Annotated in this window: 17 protein-coding genes; 16 read left to right on the forward strand and 1 reads right to left on the reverse strand. The window is 43.8% G+C overall.

Features of this window, described 5'->3' with window-relative positions; all coding sequences use genetic code 11:
- The first annotated feature begins 235 nt into the window (after positions 1-235).
- The 13 genes from ACFO0S_RS04335 (at position 236) to ACFO0S_RS04395 (ending at position 11,844) form a co-directional block, all read left to right on the forward strand.
- On the forward strand, positions 236-1,255 hold the full coding sequence (locus ACFO0S_RS04335) for a LacI family DNA-binding transcriptional regulator (protein ID WP_378140580.1): 1,020 nt from the start codon (positions 236-238) through the stop codon (positions 1,253-1,255).
- Positions 1,256-2,212: a sugar kinase gene (locus tag ACFO0S_RS04340; RefSeq protein WP_378140581.1), complete on the forward strand. Its 957-nt coding sequence runs from the start codon at positions 1,256-1,258 to the stop codon at positions 2,210-2,212.
- An 8-nt stretch (positions 2,213-2,220) separates the two neighbouring features.
- Positions 2,221-2,763: a 6-phospho-3-hexuloisomerase gene (gene hxlB / locus ACFO0S_RS04345; RefSeq protein ID WP_378140582.1), complete on the forward strand. Its 543-nt coding sequence runs from the start codon at positions 2,221-2,223 to the stop codon at positions 2,761-2,763.
- A 12-nt stretch (positions 2,764-2,775) separates the two neighbouring features.
- Positions 2,776-3,789, forward strand: coding sequence for an ureidoglycolate dehydrogenase (gene allD / locus ACFO0S_RS04350; protein WP_378140583.1), 1,014 nt, complete (start codon positions 2,776-2,778; stop codon positions 3,787-3,789).
- Positions 3,790-3,843: 54 nt separating this feature from the next.
- The gene (locus tag ACFO0S_RS04355; RefSeq protein WP_378140584.1) at positions 3,844-4,842 is read left to right on the forward strand and encodes a TRAP transporter substrate-binding protein; all 999 of its coding nucleotides are present in this window, start codon (positions 3,844-3,846) and stop codon (positions 4,840-4,842) included.
- Between the two features lie 69 nt (positions 4,843-4,911).
- Complete coding sequence (locus tag ACFO0S_RS04360) at positions 4,912-5,406, forward strand: TRAP transporter small permease (protein WP_378140585.1); 495 nt, start codon at positions 4,912-4,914, stop codon at positions 5,404-5,406.
- Positions 5,406-6,677: a TRAP transporter large permease gene (locus ACFO0S_RS04365; RefSeq protein ID WP_378140586.1), complete on the forward strand. Its 1,272-nt coding sequence runs from the start codon at positions 5,406-5,408 to the stop codon at positions 6,675-6,677. The genes ACFO0S_RS04360 and ACFO0S_RS04365 overlap by 1 nt, the downstream gene beginning before the upstream one ends.
- A gap of 14 nt (positions 6,678-6,691) precedes the next feature.
- Entirely contained in the window at positions 6,692-7,711 is a 1,020-nt protein-coding gene (locus ACFO0S_RS04370; RefSeq protein WP_378140587.1) for a zinc-binding alcohol dehydrogenase family protein, read from the forward strand.
- Between the two features lie 17 nt (positions 7,712-7,728).
- Positions 7,729-8,361, forward strand: a complete 633-nt coding sequence (locus ACFO0S_RS04375) for a bifunctional 2-keto-4-hydroxyglutarate aldolase/2-keto-3-deoxy-6-phosphogluconate aldolase (protein WP_378140588.1) — start codon at positions 7,729-7,731, stop codon at positions 8,359-8,361.
- 4 nt (positions 8,362-8,365) lie between these two features.
- Positions 8,366-9,436: a mannonate dehydratase gene (gene uxuA, locus ACFO0S_RS04380; protein ID WP_378140589.1), complete on the forward strand. Its 1,071-nt coding sequence runs from the start codon at positions 8,366-8,368 to the stop codon at positions 9,434-9,436.
- A gap of 1 nt (position 9,437) precedes the next feature.
- Positions 9,438-10,271, forward strand: coding sequence for an SDR family oxidoreductase (locus ACFO0S_RS04385; RefSeq protein ID WP_378140590.1), 834 nt, complete (start codon positions 9,438-9,440; stop codon positions 10,269-10,271).
- Positions 10,272-10,273: 2 nt separating this feature from the next.
- Complete coding sequence (hxlA, locus tag ACFO0S_RS04390) at positions 10,274-10,906, forward strand: 3-hexulose-6-phosphate synthase (RefSeq protein ID WP_378140591.1); 633 nt, start codon at positions 10,274-10,276, stop codon at positions 10,904-10,906.
- A 203-nt stretch (positions 10,907-11,109) separates the two neighbouring features.
- On the forward strand, positions 11,110-11,844 hold the full coding sequence (locus ACFO0S_RS04395; protein ID WP_378140592.1) for a sulfite exporter TauE/SafE family protein: 735 nt from the start codon (positions 11,110-11,112) through the stop codon (positions 11,842-11,844).
- A 182-nt stretch (positions 11,845-12,026) separates the two neighbouring features.
- On the opposite strand, the gene ACFO0S_RS04400 is transcribed toward ACFO0S_RS04395, so the two are convergent.
- Positions 12,027-12,521 carry a helix-turn-helix domain-containing protein gene (locus ACFO0S_RS04400; RefSeq protein WP_378140593.1) on the reverse strand — a complete coding sequence of 165 codons (495 nt, stop codon included), beginning with the start codon at positions 12,519-12,521 and terminating at the stop codon, positions 12,027-12,029.
- 133 nt (positions 12,522-12,654) lie between these two features.
- On the opposite strand from ACFO0S_RS04400, the gene ACFO0S_RS04405 reads away from it, so the two are divergent.
- The 3 genes from ACFO0S_RS04405 to ACFO0S_RS04415 all read left to right on the forward strand — a co-directional run bounded on the left by ACFO0S_RS04405 (position 12,655) and on the right by ACFO0S_RS04415 (position 16,716).
- On the forward strand, positions 12,655-13,935 hold the full coding sequence (locus ACFO0S_RS04405; RefSeq protein WP_378140594.1) for an MFS transporter: 1,281 nt from the start codon (positions 12,655-12,657) through the stop codon (positions 13,933-13,935).
- Between the two features lie 52 nt (positions 13,936-13,987).
- Positions 13,988-14,962: an ornithine cyclodeaminase family protein gene (locus tag ACFO0S_RS04410; RefSeq protein ID WP_378140595.1), complete on the forward strand. Its 975-nt coding sequence runs from the start codon at positions 13,988-13,990 to the stop codon at positions 14,960-14,962.
- A gap of 293 nt (positions 14,963-15,255) precedes the next feature.
- A complete protein-coding gene (locus ACFO0S_RS04415) occupies positions 15,256-16,716 on the forward strand; it encodes an aldehyde dehydrogenase family protein (RefSeq protein ID WP_378140596.1) in 1,461 nt (486 codons plus the stop codon).
- Positions 16,717-16,845: the final 129 nt, after the last annotated feature.

The raw sequence follows: 16,845 nt of genomic DNA on the forward strand, positions 1-16,845 counted from the left end.
TTAAAAACTACCTACTACTATCCGTGATGAACTAGTTTTATCCTTGCGGATGCAGGGGCTTTTTACTTTATTAACTTTTAAAAGCATTTTCACTTTCTCAAAAAATAGTCGACATAATAAAACAAATTATTAAAAAACTCTTGCCAGTTGAAAGGGCTTTCATTTATACTAGCAATTAAGCAAGTTACTAAACCGGTTTACTAAACCGTTCTAGTTGTAGATGGAGGCAGGTTCAATGAAGAAAGTTACCATGATGGATGTAGCGAAAGAAGCAGGTGTTTCTAAGAGTACCGTTTCTCAGTACATCAATAATCGCTTTGAATACATGTCTCAAGAAACACGGGAACGTATCGAACAGTCGATCAAAGATTTAGGCTATATTCCAAACTTCATTGCTAAAAGCCTGAAGCAGAAAAAGACGTCCACCATTGGTGTGATCGTCGCCAATATTCTTCACGCCTTCTCGACAGAGATTATTCGGTCCATTGAAGATGTGGCGGGCGAACATCATGTTCACGTATTTGTTTGCAATGCAGATGACAATCCAGAAAAAGAGAAAGAATATATTGAGATGCTACTTGCTAAACAAGTCGATGGGTTAATCATTTTACCGACGGGTGGGAACATTGAATTATATTGCTCACTGAAAAAGATGAAGTTTCCCATCGTCTTTATGGATAGAAAGATTCAGCCTACGCTCTATCCAACCTTGTTACTCGACAACCATTCGGCTGCGGAACTTGCTGTCACTGAATTGATTCGGGCAGGGAATAAGCGAATCGGATTCATCAGTTCGACCATCCTTCCACAAGTGACACCACGTATGGAACGTCTCGAAGGGTATCGTCATACACTCATGCTAAACGATTTACAGGTGAATGAGCAGTGGGTCGTACAAGGGAAAGCGGAGGCTATTCGAGAACAGCTCAGCGAGTTATACGAGTCAGGAAGTTTTCCGGATGCCATCTTTACGGCAAACGACTTATCACTCATTGAATTATTGAAGTTCACAAAGCAACATGCTATCCAGATTCCAGAAGATTTGAGAGTGGTCACTATCGATGATTCACCCTATCTGGATGCGTTCACACCTTCCATTACCGTCGTCAAACAACCGACGTTTGTGATGGGTAAAGAAGCGGCAACATTGTTATTAAAATTGATTAAACACCCGATCTTCAAAGAGGAATATGATGCCAAGCGTTTTACGCCAGAGCTGATTAAACGGGAATCCATTCAAATGGAGCGAATATAAATGGTATCAAAACTAAAAGTGCTCACTATTGGTGATGCAATGATCACAATGAATCCAACATCCACCGGCCCTCTCCGCTTCGTCTCGACATTCGAACGGAAAGTAGGCGGAGCAGAACTAAACTTCGCCATCGGATGTGCACGACTTGGACTCGATACGGCCTGGGTCAGTCGGTTAGGCGACGATGAATTTGGTCGCGTAATTTATAACTTTGCACGAGGTGAAGGTGTTGATGTAGACCACGTCGAATTTGTCGAAGGCCATCCGACCTCCATCAACTTTAAAGAGATTCGTGAAGATGGTTCAGGGAAGACGTTTTATTACCGCTACCACTCACCTGTACTCTCGTTTACGAAAGAACAGTTTACGAAAGAGATGTTTAATCAAGTTGATGTTCTTCATATTTCTGGCGTGTTTATGGCAATTGATCCACAGAATGTCGAATTGATTCAGCATGTAGTAAAACTCGCGAAAGAATCCAATACAACTGTATCATTTGATCCGAATCTACGCTTAAAACTTTGGACCATTGAAGATGCACGAGCGGCATATGCACCTCTATGGGATCATGTGGATATCGTATTAACGGGTCTGGATGAAATCGACTTGCTGCTAGGTCACAATGATAAAGAAAAACTTGCAGCATTTAGCAAGAGGCATCACATTCAAGACTTCGTCATTAAAGACGGCGCAAACGGGTCGATGCTCTTTACCAATGACGAATGGATTCACGTCTCTCCATTTAAAGTTCAACCGATTGATACAGTGGGTGCTGGAGATGGCTTCGATGCCGCCTACATCTATAGTTACTTGAACCAACTTTCACCTGCTGAACGCTTACGTGTAGCAAATGGTGCTGGCGCATTAGTGACAACAGTTTCAGGGGACAATGAAGGGCTGCCTTATCTAGACGAACTAAACCGATTTATCAATCAAGAATCAGTCATAGAACGGTAGGTGGACTTATGAAAACCATACAAACCATCGTCGACGAGATGATAACCGTCAGCAGAGCGGTTCAAGAAGAAGAGTATCTTCAGCTTGTCCAGCTGCTTCAACAAAACAAACGCTTCTTCTTCACAGGAGAAGGGCGTTCTGGATTCATTATGAAAGCGGTTGCGATGCGTATGATGCATGCAGGGAAAACCGTATTTGTCGTAGGAGAAACCATCACACCCTCTATCACACAAGAGGATGTTCTCCTTGTGCTATCAGGTTCTGGCACGACACCTTCAAGTGTACATGTCGCTCAACAAGCCAAAAAATCCGGTGCGACCATCTTTCTAATCACAGCGGATGCGGATGCACTAGAAACAGCACCTTTTTCAAAAGGATTAGTCATTCCCGCTTCAACAAAGTCTCAAAAGCATCATACACGAAAGACAATTCAGCCGTTAGGCAATCAATTCGACCAAGCAGCGCACCTGATTTTAGATGCATCTATCATAGACGCTACACAAGAAACATCCTATGATTCGATGAAGAAAAATCATGCGAATCTTGAATAGGGAGGAAAACAAATGAGTACAGTTACAAAACCTCATCACGAGATCAAATCAATGGTAGTGAATAAATTTATAGCCGCGGGTGTGTCGAATGAACATGCAGAAAAAGTGGCAGATGTGTTGATTCATGCAGACCTAAGAGGCGTCAACTCACATGGCGTCCTTCGTACCGAACACTATTTAAACCGAATCAACGCAGGCGGAATAAAGCCTGACGCAACACCTGGATTTACAGCTACTGGACCTGTCACAGGAGTTGTTGATGGGGAAGATGGGTTTGGACACGTCAATGCAGACCTCGCCATGGACCATGCCATCCAGATGGCGAAGACTGCAGGAATTGGCATGGTGACCGTCGTGAACAGCAGTCATTGCGGAGCGCTTAGTTATTTTGTTGAAAAGGCAGCCAACGAAAACTTGATTGGTATGGCTATGACACATACCGATAAAATCGTTGTCCCATTTGGCGGCAAGGAAGCCTTTTTAGGCACAAACCCAATTGCTTACGGAGTGCCAGCCCGGAATAATAAGCCATTTATTCTCGATATGGCAACGTCCAATGTGGCGCTAGGAAAAATACTTCAACATCGCGAGCTAGGAAAAGACATTCCGGCCGGGTGGGGAGTTGATGAAAACGGCAATTCCGTGACAGACCCACACGCGGTGAAGTCGCTCACACCATTCGGTGGTCCTAAGGGTTATGGATTATCAGTGATTGTCGATATCTTTTCGGGGTTACTAGCTGGAGCCGCTTTTGGTCCGCACATTTCACCTATGTACGAAGGCCTTGATAAGCCAAGAAAACTCGGCCATTATGTCTGTGCCATTAATCCATCGTTCTTCACGACTCTAGATGGCTTCTTAGATTCTATGGATCAAATGATTGATGAACTTCATCAAGTGCAGCCTGCTGAAGGATTCTCACAGGTCCTCGTTCCAGGGGAGATTGAACAACAAAATGAAGAACGCAGCTTGAAAGAAGGAATTACGATCGCGTCTTCTGTCTACGATTTTCTAGCAACACCTTAACTATTGGTACTAATGATTTAGTATATACAACTACATTTTAAGGGGGATTTACACATGAAAAAATTTCGTTGGGTTTCTGTACTAGCAGCTTCTGCATTATTTTTGGGAGCTTGCGGATCAGACAGCAGTTCACAAGGGGAAGAGGGAGTCGAGTCAGTAACATGGAAGTTAGGTCACTTGGCCGATGAAAATCACATCTGGCACAAGACAGCTGAAGAATTTGCTTCTCTTGTAGAAGAAAAGACAGACGGGTCAATCACAATCAACATCTATCCAAGTAACTCGTTAGGTGGAGAGACGGATACGATCAATGCCATCTCTTCCGGAACAGCTGATATGGTCATCTCCGGTGAAACTCTTCAAAACTGGGCACCAAAAGCAGCACTTATGGCAACACCTTATGCATTCCGTGACCTAGAACACGTACAGGCTGTCGTTGATGGAGAAATCGGTCAAGAGATTGCTGATGAAATCAATGAAAAAGCAGGACTTACACCACTTTACTATCATACACGTGCACCACGTAACTTAACGTCGACTGAAAAAATTGAAACACCTGCTGATCTTGCTGGGTTCTCCATGCGTGTTCCGAACGTACCACTATTCTTAAATGCATGGGAAGCAGCAGGTGCGAAACCACAAGTCATGGACTTTAATGAAGTATTTACAGGTATTCAACAAGGCGTTATTAATGGTCAAGAAAACCCTGTTGATTTGATTCAAAGTGGCGCGCTTTATGAAGTGCAAAACTATGTAAACCGTACGGAGCATGTTTACTCTTGGATTTATGTTCTTGTTGGAAATAAACAATGGGAAGCTATTTCTGATGAACAGCGTGCTGCTGTAGAAGAAGCTGCAGCTGAAGCGCAAGCATTTGGCGAAAAGCTTTATGAAGAAGAAATTTCAAAGATCGAAGCCGCTCTTGAAGAAGAAGGCATGGAGTTTGTAGATGTGGATCAAGATGCATTCCGTGAAGCTATGGTTCCAGCAGTAGAAAGCTTCTTAAGTGAAGAGCAGTTGGATCTATACAACCGTATCTTAGAAACAGAATAAGAGGGAATGTAAAGGCACGTTGGACCTTGGTCCTGTGCCTTTCCATTTATCTTAAGAGGAGGTACCCCAATGGGTGTATTAAAAATTGTTACTCGTATCCTAGGTCTCTTAGCAGTGTTGTGTTTAAGTGGACTGATTATTGTCGTTTCTATGCAAATATTGTCACGTTATTTACCTATTTCGTATGTATGGACAGAAGAATTGACGCGCTATTTATTTTTATTTGCTATTAGTTTTGCTGCTCCTCTTGCCTTGTTACGCAATGAATATATCAACGTCGATCTGATTGTTAACCGATTCCCAGAGACGTTTCGCCGGTACTATGAGATTGGCGTTTATGTATTAATTGCATGCATCAGTGCAGTGCTCATTCGAGAAGGTTGGATATTTGTTGAAATTGGAAAATCACAAGCCTCCGCTACGATGCCTATTCAAATGTCCGTTATTCACGCATCCATTTTATTTATGGGAATCGCTCTATTTTTGATGTCTTTAGTGCGAATTGGATTCTTATTTAAGAATAAGAAAAATCCTTACGAAACTACGTACGGAGGGGAACTCTAATGGCGGTACTTTTATTTGTTAGCTTTCTAGTGTTGATTTTCCTAGGTGTGCCCATTGCATTTAGCTTAGGTTTATCTTCGCTACTTTATTTGATAATTGCTGATATTCCATTAACAATTATTCCACAACGTATGTTTGGGGGATTAAATTCCTTTGTTCTCCTTTGTATTCCGGGCTTTATCCTAGCAGGAAACCTGATGAATGCAGGTGGTATTACAGACCGTATCATCGGTTTTGCGGATAACGTATTTGGTCGCGTCCGGGGTGGTCTTGGCCTCGCAAACGTAGGAGCATCTATGGGATTTGCAGGAATTTCCGGGACTGCCCTCGCAGATACAGCGAGTATTGGTTCGATTCTAATTCCAGCTATGAAAAAGCAAGGCTATGGAGCAGGGTTCTCAGTCGCTGTAACAGCTTCTTCTTCCACAATTGGTGCCATTATTCCACCATCTCTTCCTATGATTATTGTAGGGACACTCGCTTCACTATCGATTGGTGACTTATTCTTAGCTGGAACGATTCCAGGGATTTTATTAGGGCTAGGCCTTATGATTCCGGTCTACATTATTTCAGTGAAACGTAATTATCCAAAAGGTGAGAAGAAGTCTCTTAAAGAAGTGTGGTCAAGTTTTACGGGTGCATTCTGGGCACTGTTTATGACGTTCATTATTCTTTGGGGAATACTCGGTGGTTTCTTTACTCCGACTGAAGCCGCTATTGTTGCTGTTATTTATGCATTTATTATTGGGATCTTTGTATACAAAGAATTACCGATTCGTAAAATTCCAGAAATCATGTTATCCACGATGACATCGACTGCAGCAATTATGTTACTTGTTGGATTTGCTAACCTTTTCGGATGGATCATGGTAGCTGAACAAATTCCACAAATGGTTGCTGACTTCATTCTCGGAATTTCTACAAATGGCGTCATTGTTATTTTACTTATTATTGTTTTGCTTTTATTTGTTGGAACATTTATGGAGACGATTGCTGGACTCGTCATTCTTTTCCCAGTATTACTTCCAGTTGCGATGGAAGTAGGGATGGACCCGATTCAGTTCGGAGTAACGATGGTTCTTGCCATGATCATTGGAGTGGTCACGCCACCTGTTGGAGTCTGTCTATTTGTAGCGTCTCAGATAGGAAATGTTTCTATGGGTCATGCAACGAGGGAGCTGCTGCCTTTCCTAGGTGTTAGTATAATTGTTCTTCTCATCGTTGCGTTCGTTCCACAAGTGACGTTGTTCTTACCAAGTCTATTTGAATAAGGAGACAGAAGTCTATGAAAGCTATTCAAGTTCAACAAGCGCATGATTTACGTGTTGCTGAAATCGATAAACCTGCTGTTCAAGGGCCTAAAGATGTTTTAGTCAAAGTAAAACGGGCAGGAATTTGTGGATCTGATATGCACATTTACCATGGTACCAACCCTCTTGCCACGTATCCACGCATGTTAGGACACGAAATCGCGGGAGAAGTCGTTGAAGTAGGTGCGGAAGTAACGGATTTGTCAATTGGAGATCACGTGGTTGTCGAGCCGATTCGCTACTGCGGAGAATGCTATGCTTGTCGAAAAGGACGTCCGAATGTATGTAAAGAGTTGTCGGTATTCGGTGTACACGAAGACGGAGGAATGAGAGAATTCTTCGTCCTTCCTGAACGTCAATTACATAAAGTGAATGCCGACTTACCTTGGGAAGAAGTGGTCCTTGCAGAGCCTTATTCGATAGGAGCACAGGCTGTCTGGAGAGGCAATGTGCAGGCAGGAGATTTCGTTTTTATTCACGGATGCGGTCCTATCGGCATTTGTATTTTAAAAATGGCGAAGCTTGCAGGGGCTACTGTCATGATGTCCGATTTAAAACAAGAGCGACTTGATTTTGCGAAAGCAAATGGGGCAGATGTGGTTGTTTCTCCTTTAGAAGAAGATGTTCTTTCAAAACTGATGGAAGTTACACGTGACGAAGGAGCTAACGTGGTGATTGATGCAGTCTGTTTACCACAGACTGTAGAGCAGTCTATCCATTTGGCTTCTGTTGCAGGAACAATTGTCATTTTAGGGTTTGACGAGCGACCTTCTCAAATCCCACAGTTGCCAATTACGAAAAAAGAGCTAACAATTGTTGGCTCTCGCTTGCAGACGAACCAGTTTGCCAAAGTGGTTTCTCTTTTAAATGAAGGCAAGCTAAGAGAAGAGGGATTGATTACGCACCGCTTCTCGATTGATCAAGCACAAGAGGCATTCACATTTGTAGAGAACAATCCGGACACGGTTCGCAAAGCACTGATCGAATTTTCTTAATGGAGAGGAGGCCAACTATGTTGACGAAATACGAAACATTATTGAAACTGAAAGACCTGAGCGTCGTCGCTGTCATCCGTGGCGCTTCTGCAGAGGAGGCCATTGAAGTCTCGCGTGCAGCTGCGGCTGGGGGAATGAAAGCCATCGAAGTGACCTACACGACGCCGAATGTCGGAGATGCTTTCCGTGCACTTCAAGACGAGGATTGTCTTGTCGGTGCTGGCACAGTGTTAGACGCAGAAACGGCACGCCATGCAATTTTACACGGAGCACAGTTCGTCGTGAGTCCCCATTTTAATCCGGAAATCAGTACCATGTGCAACCGTTATGCGATTCCGTATCTACCTGGTTGTTTGACCATCAAAGAGATGGTGCAAGCAGCGGAGCACGGCCATGAGTTGATCAAATTGTTCCCTGCGAACAATTTTGACCCTTCCTTCATCGCTTCGGTCAAAGGACCCCTTCCGCATGTACACATCATGCCGACTGGGGGAGTCAATCTATCGTCAGTCAGAGCCTGGTTGGATGCGGGAGCATTTGCTGTAGGAGTAGGAAGCGACTTAACGAAAGCCTACCGTTCAGGTGGCGCGCAAGCTGTCACAGAACTCGCAGAAGCTTACGTGGCCTCGGTATCAAAGGAGGGTGAATGATTCCATGAATATGACGTGGCGTTGGTACGGTCGTGGAAACGATCAGATCACCTTAGAACATATTAAGCAAATTCCTAATGTGAAAGGCATTGTATGGGCACTTCATAACAAACCGGCCGGAGAAGTATGGCCACTCGAAGAAATTCAAAGTGAAGTAGAGTACATTCGTTCACATGGGTTTCATGCGGATGTTGTCGAAAGTGTAAATATTCACGATGCGATCAAAATTGGTTCGCCAGACCGAGATGTGTATATTGAAAACTATAAGCAAACGATTCGCCACCTCGGTCAAGCGGGTGTGAAAGTCATTTGTTATAACTTCATGCCGGTCTTTGACTGGACGCGAACGGATCTGTACCATCCTCTACCGGATGGGTCGACGGCTCTTTTCTATGAGAAGAGTAAAGTTCAGGATATTGAACCTTCTGAGCTGATTGAGAAGATTGCAAGCTCGACATCTATGACGATGCCAGGGTGGGAACCTGAACGACTAGCGAAAATCCAAGAGTTGTTCGATGCCTATGCAGACGTGACGGAAGAGAAGTTGTGGGAGAACCTTGCGTATTTCTTGCATGCTATTTTACCGGTTTGTGAAGAGGAAGATATCCAAATGGCGATTCACCCGGACGATCCACCATGGTCGATCTTTGGTCTACCACGCATCATGACAAGTGGCGAAAGTTTAAAACGACTGCTAAAAATCTCGGACTCAAAAGCAAATGGTATTACGTTCTGCACAGGTTCGTTAGGTGCAAATCCATCAAATGATATGGTGGCACTTGCAGGAGAATACCTAGCGCGGTCCCCATTCTCTCACCTTCGTAATGTAAAAATCTTCGAAAACGGAGATTTCATTGAAACGTCTCATTTCACATCGGACGGCTCCGTCGACTTGACCAACGTGGTGCGGGAAATGGCTGATCAAGAGTATACCGGTTATGTTCGTCCAGACCATGGCCGTCATTTATGGAATGAAGAGGGACGTCCAGGTTATGGGCTATATGACCGAGCTCTTGGAATCATGTACTTGAACGGACTTTGGGATGCTTACCAAGCGCGGAAGCGGGAGGTCTAATATGTACACACACGAAAATCTAAACGGTCGAACAGCCGTTATTACCGGTGGTAGTGGCGTACTGTGCTCCGCAATGGCAAAAGAACTTGCGAAACAAGGTGTGCGTGTCGCCCTTCTCAATCGGACAATTGAAAAAGGTCAAGCAATCGCTGATGAGATTAATGCATTTGGCGGTAAGGCCGTTGCCTTCCAAGCAGACGTTCTAGACCGTGCCTCACTTGAAACTGCACGTGATCAAGTTCTTTCAGAATTTGGACAAGTGGATATTCTCATCACGGGTGCAGGAGGAAATCAACCGACGGCTACAACGACAAATGAAGTATTTGGTGAAGGGGACGAATCGCAAACATTCTTTGATATGGATGCACACGCGTTTTCGAAAGTGTTTGATTTAAACTTCACTGGAACGTTTTTAACGTCTCAAGTCTTTGGTAAAGAACTTCTTAAGTCCAAACATCCAGTCATCTTGAACATCTCGTCGATGAGTGCCTATTCGCCAATGACAAAGGTTCCTGCCTATAGTGCAGCTAAAGCATCTATCAACAATTTCACGATGTGGATGGCCGTCCATTTCGCAGAAGTAGGACTTCGCGTAAACGCACTCGCACCAGGATTCGTCTTGACGGAGCAAAATCGAACATTGTTAACCAATGACGATGGAAGCCTAACAGAGCGTTCTCACAAAATCATGACTCATACACCCATGCGCCGATTTGGAAAGCCAGAAGATCTTCTAGGGACGATGTTGTGGCTAGTTGATGAATCCTATTCTGGATTCGTGACAGGTGTCACAGTTCCAGTCGATGGCGGATTCATGGCGTATTCAGGAGTTTAAAGATGAAACTACAACTTGCGCTTGACCGAATGACACGAGACGAATGTTTATCGTTGATTCAAGAAACGTATGAGTTTGTGGATATTGTGGAAATGGGAACTGGGGTCATTAAAGAATATGGGATGGCGATAATAAGGGAAGTTCACAGCCAGTTTCCGGGTAAAACGCTTCTAGCGGACATGAAGACGTGTGATGCTGGGAAGCATGAAGCCAAACAAGCATTTGAAGCGGGAGCTGAGATTGTAACAGCCATGGCATTTTCAGCTGACCGGACAATTGAAGAGATGTTAGAAGTGGCTCAAGAGTACCAGGGAATTATATTGATTGACCTTCTTGGTATTCACGATGTGGTTCGAGTGAAAGAACTATATGCCCTAGGCGTGCGCCACTTTTGCTTGCATAAAGGAAAAGACATGCAGTCGACGAATCATTTGGCAAAGGCAGAGGATTTTGAGCTGGTTCAAGGTCTGGCTGAGTGTACAATCTATATTGCCGGCGGAATCACTCAGGAGACGGTTCATCATTTCAAAGACACCCCAATAGATATATTGATTGTCGGCAGCGGAATCACTGGTGCAAAAATTCCAGCCCAAGCTGCACAACACTTGAAACAAGAAATGCAGAATATTAACTAATGTAGGTAAAGAAGAGAGACCTGTTCTGAATCTGTTGATTCGGACCAGGTCTTGTTTCTGTAATGGGACCAATGTACAGCTTCTTATCATGTGAAAATATAATAGCCTCTAACGATTAGATATTATTATCGCTCTACATAAAATACATTAAATTTATTTATCGGATTATGAAGCGTATAGTGAACATAGAAGAGGTGATTGTTATGGAATACATCTTAATGTTCATTATTGGGCTTGTCGCAACGACGCTTGGGACGCTAGCAGGTGGCGGAGGATTAATCAGTTTGCCTGCTATGCTCCTCCTCGGTGTGCCGGTGCATTCTGCGATTGGAGCAAATAAGGTGTCGAACACAGTAAGTTCGTTCTCAAGTTTCTATTATTTGATTCGAAAAAAGAGAATCACACTGAAAGAATCCGCATGGATCATTCCTGTGAGTTTGACTGGGGGAGTGACCGGAGGTATGATTGCTACAGCCATTCCGGAAGAACAGATGTATCTGGTTGTGACAGGATTACTCCTGTTTGCATTCGTAACTTCATTTCTTGGGAAGAAAGGCTTTTCAGGTGAAGAGTCTCTCACAATCACTAAGAAAAGTGCCGCTGGCTTGTATAGTATCGGTATCTATGATGGCCTCTTCGGACCGGGTCAGGGTACATTGATGCTCTATTTATTCAGTTACTTAAATATCTCCTACATACGTTCTGTCGGATTTGTCCGACTCGCTACTTTTTCAAGCTGCTTCGGAGCAGCCATTACGTACACGATAGCTGGAGAAATTATCTGGCCATTGACAATTGCACTTTTACTTGGTTCCGTGACCGGTGCACAGACTGGAGTACGAATAGCGGAGAAATTAAATCCAGCCTACGTGAAACCAATCCTTCGGGTTGTCACGATTCTCTTGATTGTGCAGATTTTATGGACACAATTTTCTTAAGATATGTTCAAGTTTGGATACATTAAAAATAAATTTTTGATTCTTAAAAGTGATAATTAAAGCCCTGTTCTAGAAACGGCCAGATCAGGGTTGAATAGCGTTTCTAAAACAACTTTAGTTTACTTTTTCGAAATAGGATTCATTTTCTCTCGCAAAACTCTACAATGATCACCCCACACCACTTACCGGGACGACACCACTAAAAACTGAATCGGCTCATCCGTATAGTTGTACCAATAATGCGACTGATTTGACGAGTAGTAGTTGGATTGCCCTTCTCTAAGTATCATTTCTTCCTCATCAAGCTTCAGTGTCAACGTCCCTTTGACGACAAACACAAACTCGTGTCCATGATGAGAAAACGGCTTCCCGTCACTTTCTTTAGGCTCGAGGGTGACGAGAATCGGATGAAAATCCGGGTTAGGGAACGCCACCGCAAGATCTTCGTAATAGAACGAGGCATCTTCAAAGGGACGTTCGGTGCCAGAGAAAAAGAGGCTCGGGTTCACATCCAGCACTTCGGCGATTTTCCGCAGCGATTCAAGTGTCACACTTGATTTTCCGCGCTCTACTTGAGACAGGAAGCTGATGGAAACCCCTGCGCCTTCCGCTAAGTCTTTCAAGGTCATCTTTTTCTCTTTTCGAATTTTTTTTAATTGCTCTCCTACCACATGCACTCACTCCTTCCTCTAATCATTCCGTCTCCATATAAACCTGTCAATAAAAAACATATTGACAGAATAATCTATCTTGTCTAAAATCAAAATTGAAGTCACACTTCAATTTCAGGGGATGAAAAGGGGAAACATCATGGATCAAAAAACTACACGACGAGTTTTGATTGCCAGTCTCGTGGGAAGTTCAATCGAATGGTTCGACTACTTCTTATACGGTACGATGGCGGCACTCGTCTTCAATCAATTATTCTTTGTCAGCGAAGACCCGACTGTTGGTCTTATTTTAGCATACGCGTCGTTTGCCTTATCGTTCTTTATCCGTCCATTTGGAGGCGTCATCTTTAGTCACATCGGGGACCGCATCGGGCGCAAAAAAACGCTCGTCATGACACTGAGTCTGATGGGAGCAGCGACCTTTGCGATGGGTCTGTTGCCTACCTACCAAGCCATTGGTGTTGCTGCACCAATTATCTTGATCACGCTTCGCCTGATTCAAGGGTTAGGTATCGGAGGAGAATGGGGAGGCGCTCTGCTTCTCGCAACAGAATATGCACCGCCGGAACGTCGCGGATTCTTCGGTTCGATTCCGCAAATGGGTGTCACCATCGGTATGGTGATGGGAACGCTCGCGCTTTGGATCATGACACTTTTACCGGAGGCTGCGTTTATGTCATGGGGCTGGCGCGTACCATTCATCTTTAGTGCCTTGCTTGTTGTCTTTGGTCTCTGGATCCGGAAGGGAATTGACGAAACTCCTGAATTTAAGGCGGTTCAAGAAAGCGGTGAAATTCCCAAAGTGCCTATCGTGGAGACTCTTCGCTATCATTGGCGTGAAGTGTTGATTACGATTGGTGCCAAAGTCGTCGAAACGGCACCGTTCTATATCTTCAGTACATTTATTGTTTCGTACGCGACAGCAAACCTTGGCTTCTCTCGCTCAGCGACACTTGGGGCCGTGATGATTGCCACTGTGGTTACGACCATCTTGATTCCAATCATGGGAAGCTTGTCTGACCGCGTAGGTCGCAAGAAGATGTACATCGTAGGAACTGTCTCGATGATGGCTTATGCGTTCCCGTACTTCTGGTTGATTCATCAGGGTAGCGTGGCCTTACTTATCATTGCGACCATCATCGGTCTTGGAATCATCTGGGCACCTATTACGGCTGTTCTTGGAACGATGTTCTCGGAAATCTTTGAAGCTAAAGTTCGCTATACAGGGGTTTCTCTTGGATATCAAATCGGGGCAGCGGTAGCTGGAGGAACAGCGCCCCTTGTTGCGACAGCGCTTCTTGCTACGTTTGAAAATTCCTATGTACCTGTAGCCATCTACATCATGTTCACAGCAGCGGTCTCACTCCTTGCCATCTGGGCAGTCAAAGGCCGTATGCAACAACCCGCTTACAAAGCGTAACATCTTAGCCCGGAAACTCTCCGGGCTCTATTTTTTTGAGGAGGGACCACCTATGCGACTCATCAATGATTCCATCATCCAACACATCTATAAAATGAGACATGCCATCCAGGACGTCGAAGATATGTTAGCGCACATCTCGGAAGGAAGTAACGTTAATCCACATCGTACCGTGATTCCGGTTGATGAAAAAAATGGTTCAGTTCTCTATATGCCAAGTTCTGACGGCACTAACTACGGAGCGGTAAAAGTGGTGTCGATTTTTCCGGAAAACCCGTCGAAGCAGCTTCCGACAACCCAAGGAACCATTCTGCTCACAGAACTCACGACAGGTCGTCACGTAGCACTCGTTGCCGGATCCTACTTAACTCGCCTCCGGACTGGTGCCCTCAGTGCGATTTCCTGTAAACATCTTGCGCGCACAGATAGCAAGATACTTGCCGTTATCGGGACTGGTGCGATGGCCTTTGAACAAGTGCTCGGCATTGTCGAAGTCCTCCCGATTCAGAAAATTTACCTGGTGAACCGTACCACGGAAAAAGCTGAACAATTTGCGGAGCGATTAGAAGCGTATGGCGTCAACGCCCAATTTGAAGTGGTGACTGATGCGGATAAAGCCGTTTCAAAAGCAGACGTGGTGTGCTGCGCGACGCGGTCTACACAAGATGTCTTCTCAGCGAGTGCTGTAAAGCCAGGCACCCATATTATAGGCGTGGGAAGCTACCTACCAGAAATGCGCGAAATCCCTGTAGATATAATTCCGAAAGCGGCTGCCATTTATGCGGACGATGTAGAGGGCGTGCAAGTAGAGGCGGGTGAATTCATTGCAGCAGCAGAACAAGGCGAATGGCGTTTTGACGACTTATCCGGTGCTCTGCATGAATTAGTGGGGCAGGAATATAAACGAAATGCCAAAGCCATCACGATCTTCAAATCCGTCGGTGCCGCTCATTTTGACCTTGCCGTTGCGAAGGGTGTTTACCGTTTAGCGAAGCATCTTGGGGTAGGGGAAGACGTGGAGATGTAAACGATAATTAGATCATTCCCAGAATGATAGTATGAAGTATGGTAAGTCATTCTGGAGGAATTAGTAGTTGACGGAATAAAAGGGCCTTTTCCTCAAACTTCTTTTGACTGGTCTTTATAGTATTATCAAGCTGGGATTAAAGAGGGTGAGGTAAACGGAGTAGAGAATTAAAATCTATCATAGCCTTTCTTCTATAAGTTTCCTAGTAGATATTATTTTGGACTAAAAATGCTTAGTTATTTGCATGAGTGCACAAGATATTATCGATAAGAGAAGGAAGGGAGATAATTTCTATGAATCAATTTATCGAAATAACCAATCAGTTCATTAATGGACAATGGAAAAAGGGAACGGCCAACAAGACCGCAGAAATCCAAAATCCATACAATAATGAAGTGCTTAAAGTAGTAACCATTGCTAGTAAAGAAGATGTGAATGATGCGTATGTTGCTGCTCAAAAAGCTCAAAAAGTATGGGCAAATGTATCACCTGAAGAAAAAAAGAAAGTTTTATTGAAAGCTGCACAATACCTTCAAGATCACGAAGATGAAATCTTGGAAGTACTCGTGAAAGATTCAGGGAGTTCGGTTTTTAAATCTAAATTTGAAATACACGCGAGTGTTGAGGCGTTAAAGGAAGCTGCAGACTATCCTAAACAAACAAATACAGTCACAACACCTTCTGCTATCCCAGACAAAGTTAACCATATCATTCGTAAACCGATAGGTGTAGTCACCTCCATTAGTCCATTTAACTTTCCATTATTTTTATCCATCAGAACCATTGCACCCGCTATTGCCACAGGGAATGCAGTTGTGCATAAACCAGATTTGCAAACATCTATCTCTGGAGGAGTTATCTTTGCAAAAATGTTTGAAGAAGCAGGCTTACCTCCGGGTGCATTTAACTTGATTGTTACAGATGTTACTGAACTTGGCGATTACTTAATCGAACATCCGATACCTAAGTTAATTTCCTTTACAGGTTCAACAGCTGTTGGAAAGCATATCGGGAAGATTGCAGGAGAAAGCTTAAAAAGGGTTGCTTTAGAATTAGGGGGAAATAGCCCATTCTTAGTGCTTGAAGATGCAAATGTTGACGAAGCTGTTGATGCTGCCTTATTCGGGAAATTTTTACACTCTGGTCAAATTTGTATGATTGTAAATCGTATGTTGGTGCATCGTGCAGTCTATGATGAATTTGTTGAAAAATTTGTTAGTCGAGCCACTAAGATTAAGGTGGGGAATCCAGAAGATCCTGAAATTCTTTTAGGACCTCTCATTAACGAAAGACAAATTGAAAAAGTTTTGAATATGGCGGAGATGGCTGAAAAAGAAGGAGCAAGAGTTGCGCTCAGAGGAAAGAGAGTGGGGAATACTGTAACGCCATTTGTATTCACCGATGTATCCAATGATAGTACGATCGCTCAATCCGAAATATTTGGCCCGATTGCAACAATTATTCCTTTTGATACAGAAGAAGAAGGAATTCGCTTAGCAAATGAAACGGAATATGGACTAAGTTCAGGTATTTTTACAAAGGATTTAGAAAGAGGACTAGAAGTCGCTAAACAAATCGAAAGTGGAATGGCGCATGTAAATGACCAGCCAGTTAATGTTGAAGCCGGAATGCCTTTTGGTGGAGAAAAGGGATCAGGTGTCGGTCGATTTGGAGGCCAATGGGCATTTAATGAGTTCACAACTGTTCAGTGGGTCACTGTACAAGAAAAACCAAGACAGTTCCCGTTTGAATGAGGATAAGTAATTGAGTTGGCATCTGAAATGTATTTAGAGATGGTCCCATAGTGACTTTCAATAACGCTCTCGTTGTAAATAAAAAGTGATGAGGATACTGATAATACCGGTAAGCGATAGATTTCAGTG

It is taken from the genome of Chryseomicrobium palamuruense (assembly GCF_042649045.1).
GTDB lineage: Bacteria > Bacillota > Bacilli > Bacillales_A > Planococcaceae > Chryseomicrobium > Chryseomicrobium palamuruense.